Annotated in this window: 20 protein-coding genes and 1 tRNA gene; 13 read left to right on the top strand and 8 right to left on the bottom strand. The window is 68.0% G+C overall.

All coding sequences use genetic code 11. The features are described 5' to 3' along the window. Positions 1 to 129: 129 nt before the first annotated feature. Both HQN59_RS07885 and grxD read left to right on the top strand, forming a co-directional pair. Complete coding sequence (locus HQN59_RS07885; protein WP_176067871.1) at positions 130 to 747, top strand: hypothetical protein; 618 nt, start codon at positions 130 to 132, stop codon at positions 745 to 747. A 102-nt stretch (positions 748 to 849) separates the two neighbouring features. Continuing rightward, positions 850 to 1,167 (top strand): Grx4 family monothiol glutaredoxin, encoded by a 318-nt coding sequence (gene grxD, locus HQN59_RS07880; RefSeq protein WP_176067870.1) that lies wholly within the window; start codon positions 850 to 852, stop codon positions 1,165 to 1,167. Positions 1,168 to 1,218: 51 nt separating this feature from the next. Here the strand turns inward: grxD and HQN59_RS07875 are convergent, their stop codons facing one another. Together HQN59_RS07875 and HQN59_RS07870 are read right to left on the bottom strand one after the other, a co-directional pair. Then, a complete protein-coding gene (locus tag HQN59_RS07875; protein ID WP_176067868.1) occupies positions 1,219 to 1,863 on the bottom strand; it encodes a lytic transglycosylase domain-containing protein in 645 nt (214 codons plus the stop codon). Further along, on the bottom strand, positions 1,860 to 3,605 hold the full coding sequence (locus HQN59_RS07870) for a proline--tRNA ligase (protein ID WP_176067866.1): 1,746 nt from the start codon (positions 3,603 to 3,605) through the stop codon (positions 1,860 to 1,862). Before HQN59_RS07870 ends, HQN59_RS07875 begins: the two co-directional genes overlap by 4 nt. A 110-nt stretch (positions 3,606 to 3,715) precedes the next feature. On the opposite strand from HQN59_RS07870, the gene HQN59_RS07865 reads away from it, so the two are divergent. After that, on the top strand, positions 3,716 to 4,387 hold the full coding sequence (locus HQN59_RS07865) for an RNA pyrophosphohydrolase (protein WP_176067864.1): 672 nt from the start codon (positions 3,716 to 3,718) through the stop codon (positions 4,385 to 4,387). Between the two features lie 168 nt (positions 4,388 to 4,555). On the opposite strand, the gene proB is transcribed toward HQN59_RS07865, so the two are convergent. The 5 genes from proB to rplU form a co-directional block, all read right to left on the bottom strand. Next, positions 4,556 to 5,674: a glutamate 5-kinase gene (gene proB / locus HQN59_RS07860; RefSeq protein ID WP_176067862.1), complete on the bottom strand. Its 1,119-nt coding sequence runs from the start codon at positions 5,672 to 5,674 to the stop codon at positions 4,556 to 4,558. After that, positions 5,671 to 6,753 (bottom strand): Obg family GTPase CgtA, encoded by a 1,083-nt coding sequence (cgtA, locus tag HQN59_RS07855; RefSeq protein ID WP_176067860.1) that lies wholly within the window; start codon positions 6,751 to 6,753, stop codon positions 5,671 to 5,673. Before cgtA ends, proB begins: the two co-directional genes overlap by 4 nt. Next, positions 6,750 to 6,941: a LiaI-LiaF-like domain-containing protein gene (locus HQN59_RS07850; RefSeq protein ID WP_176067858.1), complete on the bottom strand. Its 192-nt coding sequence runs from the start codon at positions 6,939 to 6,941 to the stop codon at positions 6,750 to 6,752. The genes cgtA and HQN59_RS07850 overlap by 4 nt, the downstream gene beginning before the upstream one ends. A gap of 92 nt (positions 6,942 to 7,033) precedes the next feature. Further along, positions 7,034 to 7,291, bottom strand: coding sequence for a 50S ribosomal protein L27 (rpmA, locus tag HQN59_RS07845; RefSeq protein WP_176067856.1), 258 nt, complete (start codon positions 7,289 to 7,291; stop codon positions 7,034 to 7,036). 32 nt (positions 7,292 to 7,323) lie between these two features. Continuing rightward, positions 7,324 to 7,635, bottom strand: a complete 312-nt coding sequence (gene rplU, locus HQN59_RS07840) for a 50S ribosomal protein L21 (protein ID WP_176067854.1) — start codon at positions 7,633 to 7,635, stop codon at positions 7,324 to 7,326. A gap of 293 nt (positions 7,636 to 7,928) precedes the next feature. On the opposite strand from rplU, the gene HQN59_RS07835 reads away from it, so the two are divergent. The 8 genes from HQN59_RS07835 (at position 7,929) to HQN59_RS07800 (ending at position 14,714) form a co-directional block, all read left to right on the top strand. Further along, complete coding sequence (locus HQN59_RS07835) at positions 7,929 to 8,858, top strand: polyprenyl synthetase family protein (RefSeq protein WP_176068449.1); 930 nt, start codon at positions 7,929 to 7,931, stop codon at positions 8,856 to 8,858. A gap of 54 nt (positions 8,859 to 8,912) precedes the next feature. After that, a tRNA-Pro gene (locus HQN59_RS07830) sits at positions 8,913 to 8,989 on the top strand. A gap of 165 nt (positions 8,990 to 9,154) precedes the next feature. Beyond that, on the top strand, positions 9,155 to 10,873 hold the full coding sequence (gene pilB, locus HQN59_RS07825; protein ID WP_176067852.1) for a type IV-A pilus assembly ATPase PilB: 1,719 nt from the start codon (positions 9,155 to 9,157) through the stop codon (positions 10,871 to 10,873). 78 nt (positions 10,874 to 10,951) lie between these two features. Beyond that, positions 10,952 to 12,169 carry a type II secretion system F family protein gene (locus HQN59_RS07820; RefSeq protein ID WP_176067850.1) on the top strand — a complete coding sequence of 406 codons (1,218 nt, stop codon included), beginning with the start codon at positions 10,952 to 10,954 and terminating at the stop codon, positions 12,167 to 12,169. A 10-nt stretch (positions 12,170 to 12,179) separates the two neighbouring features. Further along, entirely contained in the window at positions 12,180 to 13,031 is an 852-nt protein-coding gene (locus HQN59_RS07815; RefSeq protein ID WP_176067848.1) for a prepilin peptidase, read from the top strand. Next, entirely contained in the window at positions 13,028 to 13,657 is a 630-nt protein-coding gene (gene coaE, locus HQN59_RS07810; protein WP_342451153.1) for a dephospho-CoA kinase, read from the top strand. The genes HQN59_RS07815 and coaE overlap by 4 nt, the downstream gene beginning before the upstream one ends. Positions 13,658 to 13,749: 92 nt before the next feature. Continuing rightward, positions 13,750 to 14,505 (top strand): cell division protein ZapD, encoded by a 756-nt coding sequence (gene zapD, locus HQN59_RS07805; protein ID WP_176067845.1) that lies wholly within the window; start codon positions 13,750 to 13,752, stop codon positions 14,503 to 14,505. Continuing rightward, positions 14,502 to 14,714: a DNA gyrase inhibitor YacG gene (locus tag HQN59_RS07800; RefSeq protein WP_176067843.1), complete on the top strand. Its 213-nt coding sequence runs from the start codon at positions 14,502 to 14,504 to the stop codon at positions 14,712 to 14,714. The genes zapD and HQN59_RS07800 overlap by 4 nt, the downstream gene beginning before the upstream one ends. On the opposite strand, the gene HQN59_RS07795 is transcribed toward HQN59_RS07800, so the two are convergent. Next, on the bottom strand, positions 14,711 to 15,310 hold the full coding sequence (locus tag HQN59_RS07795; protein WP_176067841.1) for an HAD family hydrolase: 600 nt from the start codon (positions 15,308 to 15,310) through the stop codon (positions 14,711 to 14,713). The two genes, HQN59_RS07800 and HQN59_RS07795, sit on opposite strands and share 4 nt — an antisense overlap. 190 nt (positions 15,311 to 15,500) lie before the next feature. On the opposite strand from HQN59_RS07795, the gene groES reads away from it, so the two are divergent. Continuing rightward, complete coding sequence (groES, locus tag HQN59_RS07790) at positions 15,501 to 15,791, top strand: co-chaperone GroES (protein WP_176067839.1); 291 nt, start codon at positions 15,501 to 15,503, stop codon at positions 15,789 to 15,791. Between the two features lie 30 nt (positions 15,792 to 15,821). After that, entirely contained in the window at positions 15,822 to 17,474 is a 1,653-nt protein-coding gene (gene groL, locus HQN59_RS07785; protein ID WP_176067837.1) for a chaperonin GroEL, read from the top strand. Positions 17,475 to 17,680: the final 206 nt, after the last annotated feature.

Raw genomic sequence — 17,680 nt, 5'->3', positions numbered from 1 at the left:
TTCACGCGCCGTGCCGCGCGGTCACGCCGGTTACGAAGAGCACCGGACAAGCGGCGGCCGCCGGGGTAGCATCCTCTCCCATTGACAACAGGTCCGCGGCGCTCGCCGCCACCAGTGACGGAGGTCGTCATGCGTAGCTCGGTGATCGGTTTCGGTTTGCTGGGAGTGGCCTTCGCCACCGCGACGGCTCGCGCCGCCGACGAACCGACGACGCCGGCGTCGTGGGCACGCTGGCAGGGCCGGGTGGCGCTCGGCTACAGCAGCGGCGGGTTGCGCATCGACCCGACCGCGTTCGAGCGTTCGAATGCGAGCCGCACCAGCGTCACCGCCATGGGCGACTACTACTTCGCCGGTGCCGTGGTCGGTGCGCGCCAGGTCGGCGGCTTCCGCGCGACGAGCGGCGTCGCCTTCGGTCCGCGCAGCGAGATCTTGACCGGGCTGATGCCGTCGGCATCGGGAGGCGCGTTCAGCGTCGACCGGCGGCTCTACGGCCCGGGCTCGCTGATCCGCAGTCCGCTCGGCGCCGCCACCGACAACACCACGATTTCGTACGTCGGCATCGGCTATACCGGCCTCACCTCGCCGGGCGGCTGGAGCTTCAGCGCCGACATCGGCGTGGTGTCGCTGCGACCGAGCAGCGGCGTCAAGCTGGGCCGCGTCTTCTCGGGATCGCAGAGCGCCGACGACCTCTCGCGCGACCTGCGCCTCTCGCCGGTCCTGCAGATCGGCGCGTCGTACGCGTTCTGAAGCGACGCCCGCCGGCAAGGGCATTCGGCCGAAGCACGGGCGCTGCCCCGGCTTTGCCGTATAACGTCGGCTGCCCTCAAATTCGACTTGCCTCCTGCAGCCATGAGCGACGTTCAACAGCGCATCGATGACATCGTCCGCAACAACCGCGTCGTGCTCTTCATGAAGGGCACCGCGCAGTTCCCGATGTGCGGCTTCTCGGGCCGTGCACTGCAGATCCTCAAGGCCTGCGGCGTGCGCGACCTCACCACGGTGAACGTGCTCGAGGACGAGTCGATCCGCCAGGGTATCAAGGCCTACTCGAACTGGCCGACCATTCCGCAGCTCTACGTGAATGGCGAGTTCGTCGGCGGCTCGGACATCATGACCGAGATGTACCAGGCCGGCGAGCTGCAGCAGACGCTGGGCGTCGAGGCCTAAGCTGCGGCCGGCAGCCGCCTCGGCTGCTGCCTTTTTAGCGCCCGCCCGGCTTCAGGCACCCCCCGCCTCCCAGTTCCGCTGCGCGCGGAACACCGCATTCGGATACTCCGGCCGGCCGCGGCTGCCGTTGTAGCGTCCGAGCGCCAGGTAGAGATCGCCGCGCTCGCGATCGAGGTAGTGCCGCATGATCACGCAGCCGAAGCGCAGGTTGGTCTGCATGTGAAAGAGGCGACCCGGGTCGCCGTCGCCGATCACGCGGGTCCAGAACGGCATCACCTGCGTATAGCCGCGTGCGCCGACGATGCTGATCGCGTACTTGCGGAACGCGCTCTCGACCTGCACCAGCCCGAGCATCAGCGACGGGTCGAGCCCGGCACGGCGCGCCTCGTACCAGAGCGTCTGCAGGAACTCGACACGGGTGACGTGGTCGCCGATATAGCGCTTGAGGCGGTCGCTCATCTCGCCGAGCCAGCGCAGGTAGACGAGGCGCTCCTCGATCGTCAGGAAGGTCGGCTTGGGCGGCGCGTGGTTGGCGATCGCTGCCGAGAGCACCGACCGTACGGAATCGGCGAGCGGCTCCTCGGCCTGCCGGCCGGCGTGTGCGACGTGCGGCAGCCCGGCCGTCGCCGGGCCCAGCAACGCTGCGCCGAGACATCGGCGGCGCGCTCTCCCTGCGCGGGAGAGCGGTGGCGTCATGCAGCCAGCGCGGCCTTCACGAAGGCCGCGACGTTCGGCGCCGGCTGGGACGTGGCTGCCGCGTCGCGCCGGCCCTGCACCTCCACGAGCCCGTCGCGCAGGCCCCGGTCGGAGATGACGATGCGCAGCGGCACGCCGATCAGCTCCCAGTCGGCGAACATCGCGCCGGGCCGCTCGCCGCGGTCGTCGAGGATGACATCGATGCCGGCGGCCGCCAGCTCGTCGTGCAGCGTCGTCGCCGCGCTCTTCACCGCGTCGGATCGGTCGAAGCCGATCGGGCAGATCACGACCTCGAACGGCGCCAGGGCGCGCGGCCAGATCATCCCGCGCTCGTCGTGGTTCTGCTCGATCGCGGCGCCCAGGAGGCGCGTCACCCCGATGCCGTAGCAGCCCATCTGCATGAGCTGGGGCTTGCCGGCCTCGTCGAGGAACGTGGCGTTCATCTTCTGGCTGTAGAACGTGCCGAGCAGGAAGACGTGGCCGACCTCGATGCCGCGCTGCATCGCCAGCGGGCCCGCAACGTCGGGCGACGGGTCGCCGGCGACGACGTTTCGGATATCGGCGACGAGCGTCGGCTCCGCCACGTCGCGACCCCAATTGGCGCCGGTGTAGTGGAAGTCCGCGTCGTTGGCGCCGCAGACGAAGTCGCTCATCGGCGCGACGCTGCGATCGGCGACGATGCGCACCGAAGGCGGAATGCCGATCGGCCCGAGGTAACCCGGCTTGCAGCCGAACGTGGCCTCGATCTCGGCGCTCGTCGCGAAGCGGAAGCCCCCCTGCAAGCCCTCGAGCTTGCCGACCTTGATCTCGTTGAGCGAATGGTCGCCGCGCAGCAGGAGCAGCCAGATCGTGGTGCCGACCGGCGCACCGGCGGCGTCGAGCGCGTCGGTGGCGAGCACGATCGACTTCACCGTGCTATGCAGCGGCACGCCCAGAAACGCGGCCACGTCCTCGCAGGTGCTGCGACCCGGCGTCGGCGTCTTGACCAGATCGGCGGCCGGCGCGGCGCGCGGCGCCGTCGGTGCGAGCGCCTCCGCCATCTCGATGTTGGCTGCGTAGCCCGAGGTCGGGCAGTAGACGATCGCGTCCTCGCCGGTGTCGGCGATCACCTGGAACTCGTGCGAGCGCACCCCCCCGATCGAGCCGTTGTCGGCGGCGACGGCTCGAAACGTGAGCCCCATGCGCCCGAAGATGCGCGTGTAGGCGTCGAACATCTGCTGGTAGCTGCGCCCCGCCGCCTCGACGTCACGATCGAACGAGTAGGCGTCCTTCATCGTGAACTCGCGGCCCCGCATCACGCCGAAGCGCGGCCGGCGCTCGTCACGGAACTTGGTCTGGATGTGGAAGAAGTTCTTCGGCAGCGCGCGGTAGCTGCGCAGCTCCTGGCGGGCGATGTCGGTGATCACCTCCTCGCTGGTCGGCTGAATCACGAAATCGCGCTGGTGCCGGTCCTTCAGGCGCAGCAGCTCGGGCCCGTACTTCTGGAAGCGTCCGCTCTCCTGCCAGAGCTCGGCCGGCTGTACCACGGGCATCAGGAGCTCGACGGCGCCGGCGGCGACCATTTCCTCGCGGATGATCGCCTCGATCTTGCGGATGACCCGCAAGCCCATCGGCATGTAGTTATAGATACCTGCGGACAGGCGCTTGATGAAACCGCCGCGCATCATCAGCTGGTGGCTGACGACTTCGGCGTCCGAAGGCGCTTCCTTGAGGGTCGAGATCAGGAACTGACTGGCTTTCATCGGCGCGCGGAAAGGCGGCTGGATCGGCGCCCGAAGCGCTCGCGAGTGGGGTTGTTGGCCGCCGGCGGGCGCCGGTGCAATAATGGCTCAACGCAAGAATCGAGGTGATTATGCTCGACCGTGAAGGGTTCAGACCCAACGTCGGCATCGTCCTGCTGAACCATCGCAACCAGGTGTTCTGGGGCAAACGGATTCGGACCCACTCCTGGCAGTTCCCGCAAGGGGGCATCAATTACGGCGAGACGCCCGAGCAGGCGATGTACCGCGAGCTCCACGAGGAAGTGGGGCTCAACCCGGAACACGTGCGGATCGTCGCGCGAACGCGTGACTGGTTGCGCTACGAGGTGCCGCAGAACTTCATCCGCCGTGACGCGCGCGGCCACTACCGCGGGCAGAAGCAGATCTGGTTCCTGCTCCAGCTGATCGGCCGCGACTGCGACATGAACCTGCGCGCGACCGACCATCCCGAGTTCGACGCGTGGCGCTGGAACGAGTACTGGATCCCGCTCGACGTGGTGATCGAATTCAAGCGTGACGTCTACCAGATGGCGCTCACCGAGCTCGCGCGCTTCCTGCCGCGCAACGCCCAGCACAATCGCTACCTGCGCTCCGGGATGCGCACGCACCACCGCGACGACGCGCCGCGCCAGAACGGGCGCGCCGAAGCGCCGGCGCTGAACGGCAAGCCGCGCCTCGACGCGCCGGCCGGGCCGCCGCCGACGGTGGTCGTGCCGCCGAGCGTGGTCGCGCAGGACGCCGCCGTCGCAGGCCCGCGTCGCTGACGCGGTAGCGGGTTTGGCGGCAGGCGGCCGTCGCGTCCGCCCGTCTTTAAGCGAGCGTTGCACGGTCCGCCGTTCGCTCGGAGCTGGCGGTCGGACGGCAACGACCGTGCGAGCAGTTCCGGTGCGTTCGCCGCTGACCTCTGACGCCGGCGGGGCGGGCTGCCGCCGTCAGACCATCACCAGGTTGTCGCGGTGGATTAGTTCCGGCTCACCGATGAACCCGAGCAGACGCTCGAACTCGGCGGACGGCTTGCGCGCGATGAGGCGCGCCTCGCTGCTGCTGTAGTTGCTGAGGCCGCGCCCGATCTCGGCGCCGCTCTCGCGCAGCACGGCGATCACGTCGCCGCGCTGGAAGTCGCCCTGGACCTTGGTCACGCCGACCGGTAGCAGGCTCTTGCCGCCTTCAAGGATCTTCGCGGCGGCGCCGTTGTCGACGGTGACGGACCCGCGCAGCTGCAGGTGATCGCTCATCCACTGCTTGCGCGCGGCGACCTTGGCCGTGCTCGCGAGCAGCAGCGTGCCGATCGATTCGCCGGCGGCGAGCCGCACCAGCACGTCGGGCTCGCGGCCCCACGCGATCACTGTGCTGGCGCCACTGCGCGCCGCACGCTTGGCTGCGAGGATCTTCGTCAGCATGCCGCCGCGACCGATCGACGAGCCGGCACCGCCGGCGAATGCCTCGAGCTCGGGCGTTCCCGCAGCCGCGGCGCGGATCAGCTCCGCATCCGGGTGCTTGCGCGGATCGGCCGAATACAGGCCCTGCTGGTCGGTGAGGATCACCAGCGCATCGGCGTCGAGCAGATTCGTCACGAGCGCGCCCAGCGTGTCGTTGTCACCGAACTTGATCTCGTCGGTGACGACGGTGTCGTTCTCGTTGATCACCGGAATCACGCCGAGCTCGAGCAGGGTGAGCAGCGTCGAGCGCGCGTTGAGGTAGCGCTCGCGGTCGGCGAGGTCGGCGTGCGTGAGCAGCACCAGCGCGCTGCGGATGCCGTGCTCGCGAAGCGCCGATTCGTAGATCTGCGCGAGCCCCATCTGGCCGACCGCGGCCGCCGCCTGCAATTCGTGCACCGCGTGCGGGCGCTGCGCCCAGCCGAGCCGCTTCATACCCTCGGCGATCGCACCGCTCGACACCATCACGAGCTCGCGGCCCTCCGCGACCAGTGCGGCCATCTGCCGGCACCAGGCGCCGATCGCCGCGGCGTCGACGCCCCTTCCCTCGTCGGTGACCAGGCTGGAGCCGACCTTGACGACGATGCGACGGGCGTGCTGCAGTGGGCTCGTCATGCCGCGGGCGACGCGTCGCCCGCCGCAGCGAGGTCGAAGCGCGGATCGGGTTCGGGCGGCGGCGCGTTCTTCATCTGCGCCACGTGTTCGTAGATAGCGCGAATCAGCGGCTCGCAGCCTTCGCGCGTCAGCGCCGAGATCTGGAAGATCGGGCCCTTCCAGCGCAGGCGCTTGACGAATTCCTTCACGCGCTTGCCGCGGTCGGCTTCGGGAACCATGTCGAGCTTGTTGAGGACGATCCAGCGCGGCTTGGCCGCGAGCTCGGCGTCGTACTTGGCCAGCTCGTCGGCGATGCCACGCGCGTGCGCGACGGGGTCGGCATCGGCGTCGAACGGCGCGATATCGACGACGTGCAGCAGCAGGTGGGTGCGCTGCAGGTGGCGCAGGAACAGGTGTCCGAGACCGGCGCCTTCAGCCGCGCCTTCGATCAGCCCCGGCAGGTCGGCGACGACGAAGCTCTGCTCCGGACCCACCCGCACCACCCCCAGGTTCGGGTGCAGCGTGGTGAACGGATAGTCCGCGATCTTCGGACGCGCGTTCGAGATGGCCGTGATCAGCGTCGACTTGCCGGCGTTGGGCAGGCCGAGCAGACCGACGTCGGCCAGCACGCGGAGCTCGAGCTTGAGCCGGCGCTGCTCGCCCGGCCAGCCCGGCGTCTTCTGGCGCGGCGCGCGGTTGGTGCTCGACTTGAAGTGCAGATTGCCGAAGCCGCCGTCGCCGCCCTTGACGATCAGCACCTTCTCGTCGGGCACCAGCAGCTCGGCGATCTGCTCGCCGGTGTCCGCGTCGCTGATGATCGTGCCGACCGGCATGCGCAGCACGATGTCCTCGGCCGCGGCGCCGAACTGGTCGGAGCCGCGCCCGTTCTCGCCACGGCGGGCTTCGTGGCGGCGCGCGTAGCGGAAGTCGATCAGCGTGTTGAGGTTGCGATCGCCGACGGCATAGACGCTGCCTCCGCGTCCGCCGTCACCGCCGTTGGGCCCGCCGAACGGGATGAACTTCTCGCGCCGGAAGCTCATGCACCCATTGCCGCCGTCGCCGGCGATCACCTCGATGGTGGCTTCGTCGACGAACTTCATCGGCGCGACTCCTCGGGCGGAGGCGCCGAACGGCGCGCGCCGCGATCGCGCTTGAGCACCGAGACCAAACCAACCGCGATGAGGATCAGCGGCCACCACTGGCGCAGCCAGCCCCACTCGACGAGGCCGAAGTTCATGGCGAGGAACAGCAGCCCCAGGGTGATCAGGATCAGTCCGCTCTTGTTCATGGCGTGCTCCGGCGAATCGGCGATGGTAGTTTTGTCGCGTGCCAAAAACAAAACCCCGGCAAGCCGGGGTCTCGTCGATGCGTCGCGGCCCTTCAGGCCTGAGTGACGAACACCGTCTGGCGGTTGCGCGGGCCCTTCACGGCGAAGCTCACCGACCCGTCGGTCAGCGCGAACAGCGTGTGATCCTTGCCGACGCCGACGTTGGTGCCGGCGTGGAACTTGGTGCCGCGCTGGCGCACGATGATCGAGCCGGCCGTCACGGTCTGGCCACCAAACACCTTGACGCCGAGCATCTTCGGCTGCGAGTCGCGGCCGTTGCGGGTGGAGCCGCCGCCCTTTTTCTGTGCCATCTCGGAACTCCTTGACTAGGCTGGACCCAGGATCACGCGTTGACCGCGTCGATCTGGATCTCGGTGAACGATTGCCGGTGCCCCTGGCGCTTCTGGTAGTGCTTGCGACGGCGCATCTTGAAGATGCGGACCTTGTCGTGACGGCCCTGCGACAGCACGGTGGCGACGACGTTCGCGCCAGCGACCAGCGGAGCGCCGATCGAGAGCTCGGCGCCATTGCCGATGGCCATCACCTGGTCGAGCGTGACCTGCTGGCCGACATCGGCGCTGATCTTTTCGATCTTGAGCTTTTCACCGGCAGCAACCCTGTATTGTTTGCCACCGGTCTTGATAACCGCGTACATCTGGAGACCTTCCTTCGAAGCTGCAGGGGCCGACGGGCCGCTGCGCGGGCGCCGGCTAAATGCCTGAGGCGCCTGGGGTGCTTGGCGAGCACAGCCCGCGACTATAACACGAAGCCGGCCTCACCGCACAAGCCACGTTGCGCTGGCGACGACGCGCCGGTTCGGCGCAGCCGTTCGCCAGGCTTGGCGGAGCCTCGCCTTTCTATAATCGCGCAGCCCTCGAGTCCAGCTTGCACACGCCACTTTCGCACCTGACCACGTCCCCCGGCGCCTTCGCGTTGATCGCCGAGGACATGCTGCAGGTCGACGCCGTCATTAATCGCCGGCTCGCCTCGCGAGTCGCTCTGATCGACCAGATTGGCCAGTACATCATCAGCGCCGGCGGCAAGCGCATCCGGCCTCGGCTGGTCCTGCTGTTCGCGCGCGCGCTCGGCTTCGACGGCCCCGAGCGCTTCGAACTCGCGGCAACGGTGGAGTTCATTCATACGGCCACGCTGCTGCACGACGACGTCGTCGACGAATCGTCGCTGCGGCGCGGCCGGCGCACCGCCAACGAGCTGTTCGGCAACGCGGCGAGCGTGCTGGTCGGCGACTTCGTCTATTCGCGCGCGTTCCAGATGATGGTGAGCGTCAACCGCATGCGCGTGCTCGAGGTGCTTGCCGACGCCACCAACGTGATCGCCGAGGGCGAGGTCATGCAGCTGATGAACATGCATGACCCCGACGTCGCCGTCGACGACTACCTTCGCGTGATCCGCTTCAAGACGGCCAAGCTGTTCGAGGCGAGCGCGCGGCTCGGCGCGGTGCTCGCCGATGCCGACCTCCCGGTCGAGGAAGCCTGCGCGTCGTACGGGCGTGCGCTCGGCACCTCGTTCCAGCTCGTCGATGACCTGCTCGATTACGAAGGCGCCACCGAGCAACTCGGCAAGAACGTCGGCGACGACCTGCGCGAAGGCAAGCCCACGCTGCCGCTCCTCATCGCGATGGAGCGCGGCAGCGAAGACGAGCGTGCGCTGATCCGCCATGCCATCGAGCATGGCGAGGTCGCTCGCCTGCCCGACATCGTGCGGATCGTGCGCTCCACGGGTGCGCTCGAGGCCACGCGTGAGGCCGCGCGGGCCGAAGCGAACGAGGCAAGATGCGCACTCGAGGCGCTCCCGGTGTCCCAGTTCCGCGAAGCTCTGCTAGACTTATGCGTTCGGTCGGTCGAGCGGTCTTCGTGACCTGCTAGCCGGCCGTTTCATCGAGGCGGGGCAGCCAGTGCCTTGCCTCGAAATCGGGGTGTAGCTTAGCCTGGTAGAGCGCTACGTTCGGGACGTAGAGGCCGGAGGTTCGAATCCTCTCACCCCGACCAGGTTTCACGTGGTTGCCGCCGTGTCGGCTCCAACCAGCACTGCCGCGCCGCGAGGCGCCTGGCACGTGAATTGTTGGCGTGGGTGTCTCGGGCCTGTTATATACACGGCCGGGCTGATCGGCGATGATGCCTTGATCTCCCCGCCCTTGCCCTGAGCCTTCGCAGTTGGACACATTGGCCGAAGCCCCGCATTCCCTCCTCTCCGGTGTCGCGAGAGTGCTGGTCCATGCGGGCAAGCTCAACGCGAAGACCGCCGAGGATCTGGTGCGCTCGTCCAAGGACAAGCGCAGCAGCTTCGTGCAATCGGTCATCGAGTCGGGCCACGTGGCACCGGCGGATCTGGCCCACACGCTGTCGAGCGCGCTGGCGCTGCCGTTGCTCGACCTGTCTTCGGTCGACGCGCAGAAACTCCCGAAGAACGTCATCGATGCCAAGCTCGCGGTCCAGTACCAGGTGGTGGTGCTCGGCAAGCGCGGCAATCGCGTCTTCATCGGCGGGGCCGACCCGACCGACCAGGAAGCCGCCGAGCGCATCAAGTTCGCGACGCAGCTTTCGCCCGAGTGGGTCATCGTCGAGCACGACAAGCTCGCCAAGATGCTCGAGGGCAGCGCCAGCAGCGCGAGCGAGTCGATCGAGGCGCTCTCGTCGGGCGACTTCGAGTTCGACGTCACCGACGACGTCACCACGCAGCAGGAAGCCGCCGAGGCGACCAGCGACGTCGAGGACGCGCCGGTGGTGCGTTTCCTGCAGAAGATGCTGATCGACGCGATCAACCTGCGCGCCTCCGACCTTCATTTCGAGCCCTACGAGTTCAACTACCGGGTGCGGTTTCGCATCGACGGCGAGCTGCGCGAGATCACGCAGCCGCCGATCGCGATCAAGGACAAGCTGTCGTCGCGCATCAAGGTCATCTCGCGGCTCGACATTGCCGAGAAGCGCGTGCCGCAGGACGGCCGCATGAAGCTGAAGTTCGGCTCCAAGGCGATCGACTTCCGGGTCTCGACGCTGCCGACCCTCTTCGGCGAGAAGATCGTGATCCGTATCCTAGACCCGTCGAGCGCGAAGGTCGGAATCGAGGCGCTCGGCTACGAGAAGGTCGAGAAGGACCGCCTGCTGAAGGCGATCCAGCGTCCGTACGGCATGGTGCTGGTCACCGGCCCGACCGGCTCCGGCAAGACGGTGTCGCTCTACACCTGCCTCAACATCCTGAACCAGCCGGGCGTCAACATCTCGACCGTCGAGGACCCGGCGGAAATCAACCTGCCGGGCGTCAACCAGGTCAACGTCAACGACAAGGCCGGCCTCACCTTCGCGGCCGCGCTGAAGTCGTTCCTGCGCCAGGACCCGGACATCATCATGGTCGGCGAGATCCGCGACCTCGACACCGCCGACATCGCGATGAAGGCGGCGCAGACCGGCCACATGGTGATGTCGACGCTGCACACCAACGACGCGCCGACCACGCTGACGCGGCTCATGAACATGGGCGTCGCGCCGTTCAACATCGCCGCGAGCGTGCTCCTCATCACCGCGCAGCGCCTGGCCCGCAAGCTCTGCGAGAACTGCAAGGTGCCGGCCGAGTATCCGCGCGAGGCGCTGCTCAAGGCCGGCTTCAAGGCCGACGATCTCGACGGCACCTGGAAGCCGTACCGCGCGGTCGGCTGCTCGGCGTGCACCAACGGCTACAAGGGCCGCGCCGGCGTCTACCAGGTGATGCCGATCACCGAAGAGATCCAGCGCCTGATCCTGAACGAAGGCACCTCGATGGACATTGCGGCGCAGGCGCAGCGCGAAGGCGTGCGCGACCTGCGTCAGTCGGGCCTGCTCAAGGTCCGCGCCGGCGTCACGACGCTGGAAGAAGTCATCTCCGTCACCAACGAGTAATCGCTCGGGCAAGCCGGCGGGCGCACGGCGCCGCACGCTCGCACCGACCCCAACGACGAGGCGCGCCTCGATAGCAGCATGGCAACGGCAGCAGTAGCACGCATCAAGGACACCGTCTTCGAGTGGGAAGGCAAGGACAAGAACGGCAAGGTCGTTCGCGGCGAGATGCGCGCCGGTGGCGAGGCCATGGTGAGCGCGAGCCTGCGCCGCCAGGGCGTGATGGTCAACAAGGTGAAGAAGCGCCGCACCTCGGGCGGCAAGTCCATCAAGCAGAAGGACATCGCAATCTTCACGCGCCAGCTCTCGACGATGATGCGCGCCGGCGTGCCGCTGATCCAGTCGTTCGACATCGTCGCGCGCGGCAGCACCAACCCCAAGCTGACGCGCCTGCTGACCGACATCCGTTCCGACGTCGAGACGGGTACCAGCCTCTCGGCAGCGTTCCGCAAGCACCCGCTCTACTTCGACGCGCTGTACTGCAACCTGGTCGAGGCCGGCGAGGCGGGCGGCATCCTGGAGACCCTGCTCGATCGCCTCGCGATCTATCAGGAAAAGACGATGGCCATCAAGGCCAAGATCAAGTCCGCGATGATCTATCCGATCGCGGTGCTGGTCGTCGCCTTCGTGGTGCTGTCGGTGATCATGATCTTCGTGATCCCGGCCTTCGAGGACGTCTTCAAGAACTTCGGCGCCGACCTGCCGGCGCCGACACTGATCGTCATCTCGATCTCCAAGATATTCGTCGCGTACTGGTACCTCATCTTCGGCATCATCGGCGGCGGGGTCTACTTCTTCCTGCAGTCGTGGAAGCGCTCACCCAAGATGCAGCGCTACATGGACCGCCTGCTGCTGCGCATCCCGGTGTTCGGGCCGCTCCTCAACAAGACGGCGATCGCGCGCTGGACCCGCACCCTCTCGACCATGTTCGCGGCCGGCGTGCCGCTCGTCGAGGCGCTCGACTCCGTCGGCGGCGCGTCGGGCAACGCGGTGTTCAAGGACGCCACCGACCAGATCCAGAAGGACGTCTCCACCGGCTCGGCGCTCACCACGTCGATGCAGACCACCGGCGTGTTCCCGATCATGGTGATCCAGATGTGCGCGATCGGCGAGGAGTCGGGCTCGCTCGACGCCATGCTCGGCAAGGCGGCCGAGTTCTACGAGGACGAGGTCGACGAGGCCGTGAAGGGTCTGTCGAGCCTGATGGAGCCGATCATCATCGTGATCCTCGGCACCCTGATCGGCGGCATCGTGGTCTCGATGTACCTGCCGATCTTCAAGCTGGGCCAGGTCGTCTGATCGCCGTCCGATGACGGCGACCGACTACGAGATCGTCCTCTCGCCCTTCGTGCTGGCCCTCGTGGGCTTGTGCGTCGGGAGCTTCCTGAACGTCGTCATCCACCGGCTCCCGCTGATGCTGGAGCGCGGCTGGAAGCGCGACAGCGCCGAGATGCTGGGCGTCGAGGTCGACCTCGGCCAGCCGATCACGCTGGCGCTGCCGCGCTCGCGCTGCCCGTCGTGCGGCCATCAGATCTGCTGGTACGAGAACATCCCGGTCGCGAGCTGGCTCTGGCTGCGCGGACGCTGCTCGGCGTGCCGCGCCCCCATTTCTGCGCGTTATCCCCTCGTCGAGCTGTTCACCGCGCTGCTGTTCGGCCTCGTCGGTTGGCGTGTCGGCGCGCAGCCGGTGGCGCTGCTCTGGTGCGCGTTCGCCGCGGTGCTGATCGCCCTCGCGGGCATCGACTGGGACACCACGCTGCTGCCCGACTCGCTGACGCTGCCGCTGCTCTGGGCCGGGCTCGTCGCGAGCGCGCTCGGCTGGACCATCGCGCTGCCACAGGCGGTCTGGGGTGCGGTGGTCGGGTATCTCTCGCTCTGGACCATCTACTGGGTCTTCAAGCTCGCCACCGGCAAGGAGGGCATGGGCTTCGGCGACTTCAAGCTGCTCGCGGCGCTCGGCGCCTGGCTCGGCCTCAAGATGATCCTGCCGATCGTGCTGGCGGCATCCCTGATCGGCGCCGTCGTCGGGATCGCGATGAAGTTCGCCGCCTCGCTGCGCGAAGGCCGCTACGTGCCGTTCGGACCGTTCCTCGCCGGCGCCGGCATCGTCGTCATGCTGGCTGGGCAGCAGCGCGTGCTCGGCTGGCTCGGCTGGGCGTGACGCTCGGCGCTGCGCCGCTGCCCGGCTGCTGGCGCGTCGGCCTCACCGGCGGCATCGGCAGCGGCAAGAGCACGGTCGCGGCGCTGCTGGCCGGGCTCGGCGCGATCGTGGTCGACACCGACCGCATTGCACGCAGTCTCGCCGAGCCGGGCGGCGCGGCCATCGACGCGATCCGCAACGATTTCGGCGCCGAGTTCATCGACGCCGCCGGCGGCATGGACCGCGCGCGCATGCGCAGCGCGGTGTTCGCCGACGCGGCCGTGCGGCGCCGGCTCGAGGCAATCCTGCACCCGCTAATCGGCGCGGAGACCGATCGCCAGGCCGCGGCAGCCGAGGGCCCGATCGTCGTCTTCGACGTGCCGCTGCTCGCCGAATCGGCCACCTGGCGCGCGCGCGTCGACGAGGTCTGGGTGATCGACTGTGCCGAAGAGACGCAGGTGCGCCGCATCGTCGCGCGTTCGGGCTGGTCGAGCGACGCCGCGCGCGCGGTGATCGCCAGCCAGACATCGCGCACACGCCGGCGCGCGATCGCCGACGTGGTGATCGACAACGATGCGATCACGCTCGACGCGCTCGCCGAGATCGTCGGCACGTTGTGGACTGCGCGAGCGGGTCTTCACGCCTGAGCACGGGCGCCGGCGGCGCCCCTATGGAAGAATCGCCGCACCGTCGGGAGCCGCCTGGCTCCGGGCCGACATCGTTTCCGCCCGCCTCCGCCTTGATCCTGTACGAGTACCCGTTCACCGAGAGCATCCGCACGATGCTCCGGCTCGAACACCTGTTCGACCGGCTCGGCGAGTTGATCGTCCGCGACGCACCGGTCGATCACCACTACGCGCTCGCGACAATCTTCGAGGTGATGGACGTCGGCTCGCGCGCCGATTTGAAGTCGGACCTCCTCAAGGAGCTCGAGCGGCATCGCCAGCAGTTCAACGGGCTGCGCGGCAACCCGTCGGTTTCCGAGGCGGCGCTCGATCAGGTGATCGCGCGCATCGATCGTGCGTTCGAAGACTTGAACCAGCTCTCCGGCAAGCCCGGCATCGCGCTGACTGCGAACGAGTGGCTGATGAGCATCCGCAGCCGCATCAGCATTCCGGGGGGCACCTGCGAGTTCGACCTGCCCGCCTACCACGCGTGGCAGCAACTGCCCGCGGAGCGCCGGCGTGCCGATCTGCTGGGCTGGACGCAGACGCTGGCGCCGTTGGGCGACGCGCTGCGGGTTCTGCTCGGCTTGCTGCGCGATACCGGCGTGCCGCACAAGGTGGCCGCGAGCGCCGGCCAGTTCCAGCAGAGCCTGCCGCAGGGCCGTACCTACCAGCTGCTGCGAGTGCGCATGGACGCCGGCGACGACCTGGTGCCCGAGATCAGCGGCCACCGGCTCATGGTGCAGATCCGCCTGATGAAGCAGGATGCCGAGGGGCGGCTCAGGCCAAGCACCGACGACGCGCAGTTCGAGCTGACGCTCTGCGCATGAGCGAAGAGCGTATTGCTCCGGCGCCGACTGCGCGCATCGTGCGCTGCCCGACCTGCGGCGGTCGCAGCGCCTACGCGCCGTCGAACCCGTTCCGGCCGTTCTGCAGCGAGCGCTGCCGCAACAACGATCTCGGCGCCTGGGCTGCCGAGGAGTACCGGGTGCCGGCGGCGCCGCCGCGCGAGGACGACGACCCCGGGTTTGCAGGCTAGCGGTTCAGCCAGAAGTCGGCGAACTCGGCCAGATCCTGGTGCACCGACTTGGCGAGCGCCAGGTCGTTGCCGACGTTCGGACTGCCGTTCGGCGCGCGCAGGATGAGCGCGGTGTGCACGTGCGGCGGAACGCCGCGCAGGTACGGCAGGTAGTCGTCGACAAAGGCCGCCGGGTCGAGCTCGGCGATGATGTCCGCCTTCGGGCTGCGCGGGCCGAGCGCGTTGCCCGTGGCGCAGACGCGTTCGATTGGGAAGCCGTGCTCCTGCAGGTTGCGAAGGCGAGCCGGCGCGTGCTGCGGCTCGAGCGCCGACACGCAGATCAGGTGGTAGCCCGCTGCGACGAGGCGATGGCAGGCGTCGATCGCACCGGGAATCGCCGGCACCGTCGACCAGAACAGTTCGTCGAAGTGATTGCGAAAATGCGCGCGCCGCTCTTCGTCGAGCCGTTCGACCTGCCAGCGGTCCATCGGCCAGTAGGCGAGCGGGTCCCGCTCGACGGGCACCACGCCGAACGCGCGCTCCCAGGCGCGTGCGTAGCCCTGGTGGAAGTCGAGCAGCACGCCGTCGGCGTCGAGGGCGAGAATGGGTCGGGTCATGCGGTCACTCTAGCGCGCTGGCCCGCCCCGCAGCCCGCACCGCGCGCGCGACGAACCCACGCCGAGGCTTGAAATGCGAAAACCGGCGCCTATAATCGGCCTGCTAGCACTCACCGCGGGCGAGTGCTAATGATCACCCCGGCACACCGTCTGGTGCCGGGGCACCCCCAACACCTTGCAGGGAGACCCCATGAAGCTACGTCCGTTGCACGATCGCGTGATCGTCAAGCGAGTTGAACAGGAAACCAAGACGGCCTCCGGCATCGTCATCCCCGACAACGCCGCCGAGAAGCCCGACCAGGGCGAAGTGCTCGCGGTCGGTCCCGGCAAGCGCACCGACAAGGGCGACCTGGTCCAGCTGAACATCCGCGTGGGCGACCGCGTGCTGTTCGGCAAGTACAGCGGCCAGACCGTCAAGGTCGACGGCGACGAGTTGCTGGTGATGCGCGAGGAAGACCTCTTCGCCGTCGTCGAGCAGTAACCCGTCCGAATCCACGAGAGGAACACGAACATGGCAGCAAAAGACGTTTCATTCGGCGGCGACGCCCGCGCGCGAATGGTCGAGGGCGTGAACATCCTGGCCAACGCGGTCAAGGTCACGCTCGGCCCGAAGGGCCGCAACGTGGTGCTCGAGCGCTCGTTCGGCGGCCCCACCGTCACCAAGGACGGTGTCTCGGTCGCCAAGGAGATCGAGCTCAAGGACAAGCTCCAGAACATGGGCGCCCAGATGGTCAAGGAAGTCGCTTCCAAGACCAGCGACATCGCCGGTGACGGCACCACCACCGCGACCGTGCTCGCGCAGGCCATCGTCCGCGAAGGCATGAAGTACGTGGCCGCGGGCATGAACCCGATGGACCTCAAGCGCGGCATCGACAAGGCCGTGACGGCGCTCGTCGAGCAGCTGAAGCAGCAGTCCAAGCCGACGACGACCAGCAAGGAAATCGCGCAGGTCGGCACCATCTCGGCCAACAGCGACGAGGAAGTCGGCAAGATCATCGCAGACGCGATGGACAAGGTCGGCAAGGAAGGCGTCATCACCGTCGAGGACGGCAAGTCGCTCAACAGCGAGCTCGAAGTCGTCGAGGGCATGCAGTTCGACCGCGGCTACCTCTCGCCCTACTTCATCAACAACCCCGACAAGCAGACCGCGGTTCTCGACAACCCGTTCGTGCTGCTGTTCGACAAGAAGATCAGCAACATCCGCGAGCTCCTGCCGACGCTCGAGCAGGTCGCCAAGTCGGGCCGTCCGCTGCTGGTGATCGCCGAGGAAGTCGAAGGCGAAGCGCTCGCCACGCTGGTGGTCAACACGATCCGCGGCATCCTGAAGGTGGTTGCCGTCAAGGCGCCGGGCTTTGGTGACCGTCGCAAGGCCATGCTCGAGGACATCGCCATCCTGACGGGCGGCAAGGTGATCGCCGAGGAAGTCGGCCTTACGCTCGAGAAGGTCACCCTGGGTGACCTCGGCCAGGCCAAGCGCGTCGAGGTGGGCAAGGAAAACACCACCATCATCGACGGCGCCGGCGCCGCGGCGGACATCGAGGCCCGCGTCAAGCAGGTCCGCATCCAGATCGAGGAAGCGACCAGCGACTACGACCGCGAGAAGCTGCAGGAACGCGTGGCCAAGCTGGCCGGCGGTGTCGCGGTGATCAAGGTCGGCGCCGCGACCGAAGTCGAGATGAAGGAGAAGAAGGCACGCGTCGAGGACGCGCTGCACGCGACCCGTGCGGCGGTCGAGGAAGGTATCGTCGCCGGCGGCGGCGTCGCCCTCCTGCGCGCCAAGCAGCAGGTCGGCAATCTCTCGGGCGACAACCCGGATCAGGACGCCGGCATCAAGCTGATCATGCGCGCCATCGAGGAGCCGATCCGCATCATCACGCAGAACGCCGGTGACGAGCCGAGCGTGGTCGTCAACGCCGTCCTGAACGGCAACGGCAACCACGGCTACAACGCCCAGAACGGCCAGTACGGCGACATGATCGAGATGGGCATCCTGGACCCGACGAAGGTCACGCGCACCGCGCTGCAGAACGCCGCGTCGGTCGCCTCGCTGATGCTGACCACCGAAGCCATGATCTCGGAAGTGCCGAAGGACGAGTCGGCCGCCGGCGCCGGCATGGGCGGCGGCATGGGTGGCATGGGCGGCATGGGCGGCATGGACATGTAAGTCCAGCGCTTCCACGCTGACACGAAGGGCCGCGCAAGCGGCCCTTTTTTTTCTTTGCGGCCCGAGTCGCGGCGATGCCGCGACGACGCTCACCGCGGACGTCATTCCGACAGCGCAATCGACTCGGCTTTCATGGAGCGCTCGAGACGTAGCCGAGAGTCGCGGCGGGTATCGCAGGCGCGTTCGATAATGCCGCGATCCGCCTG

Source organism: Rhizobacter koreensis, assembly GCF_013366375.1.
Taxonomy (GTDB): domain Bacteria; phylum Pseudomonadota; class Gammaproteobacteria; order Burkholderiales; family Burkholderiaceae_C; genus Schlegelella_A; species Schlegelella_A koreensis.
The sequence above is the reverse complement of the archived record's forward strand: the minus strand, read 5'-3'. Positions and strand labels throughout refer to the sequence as shown.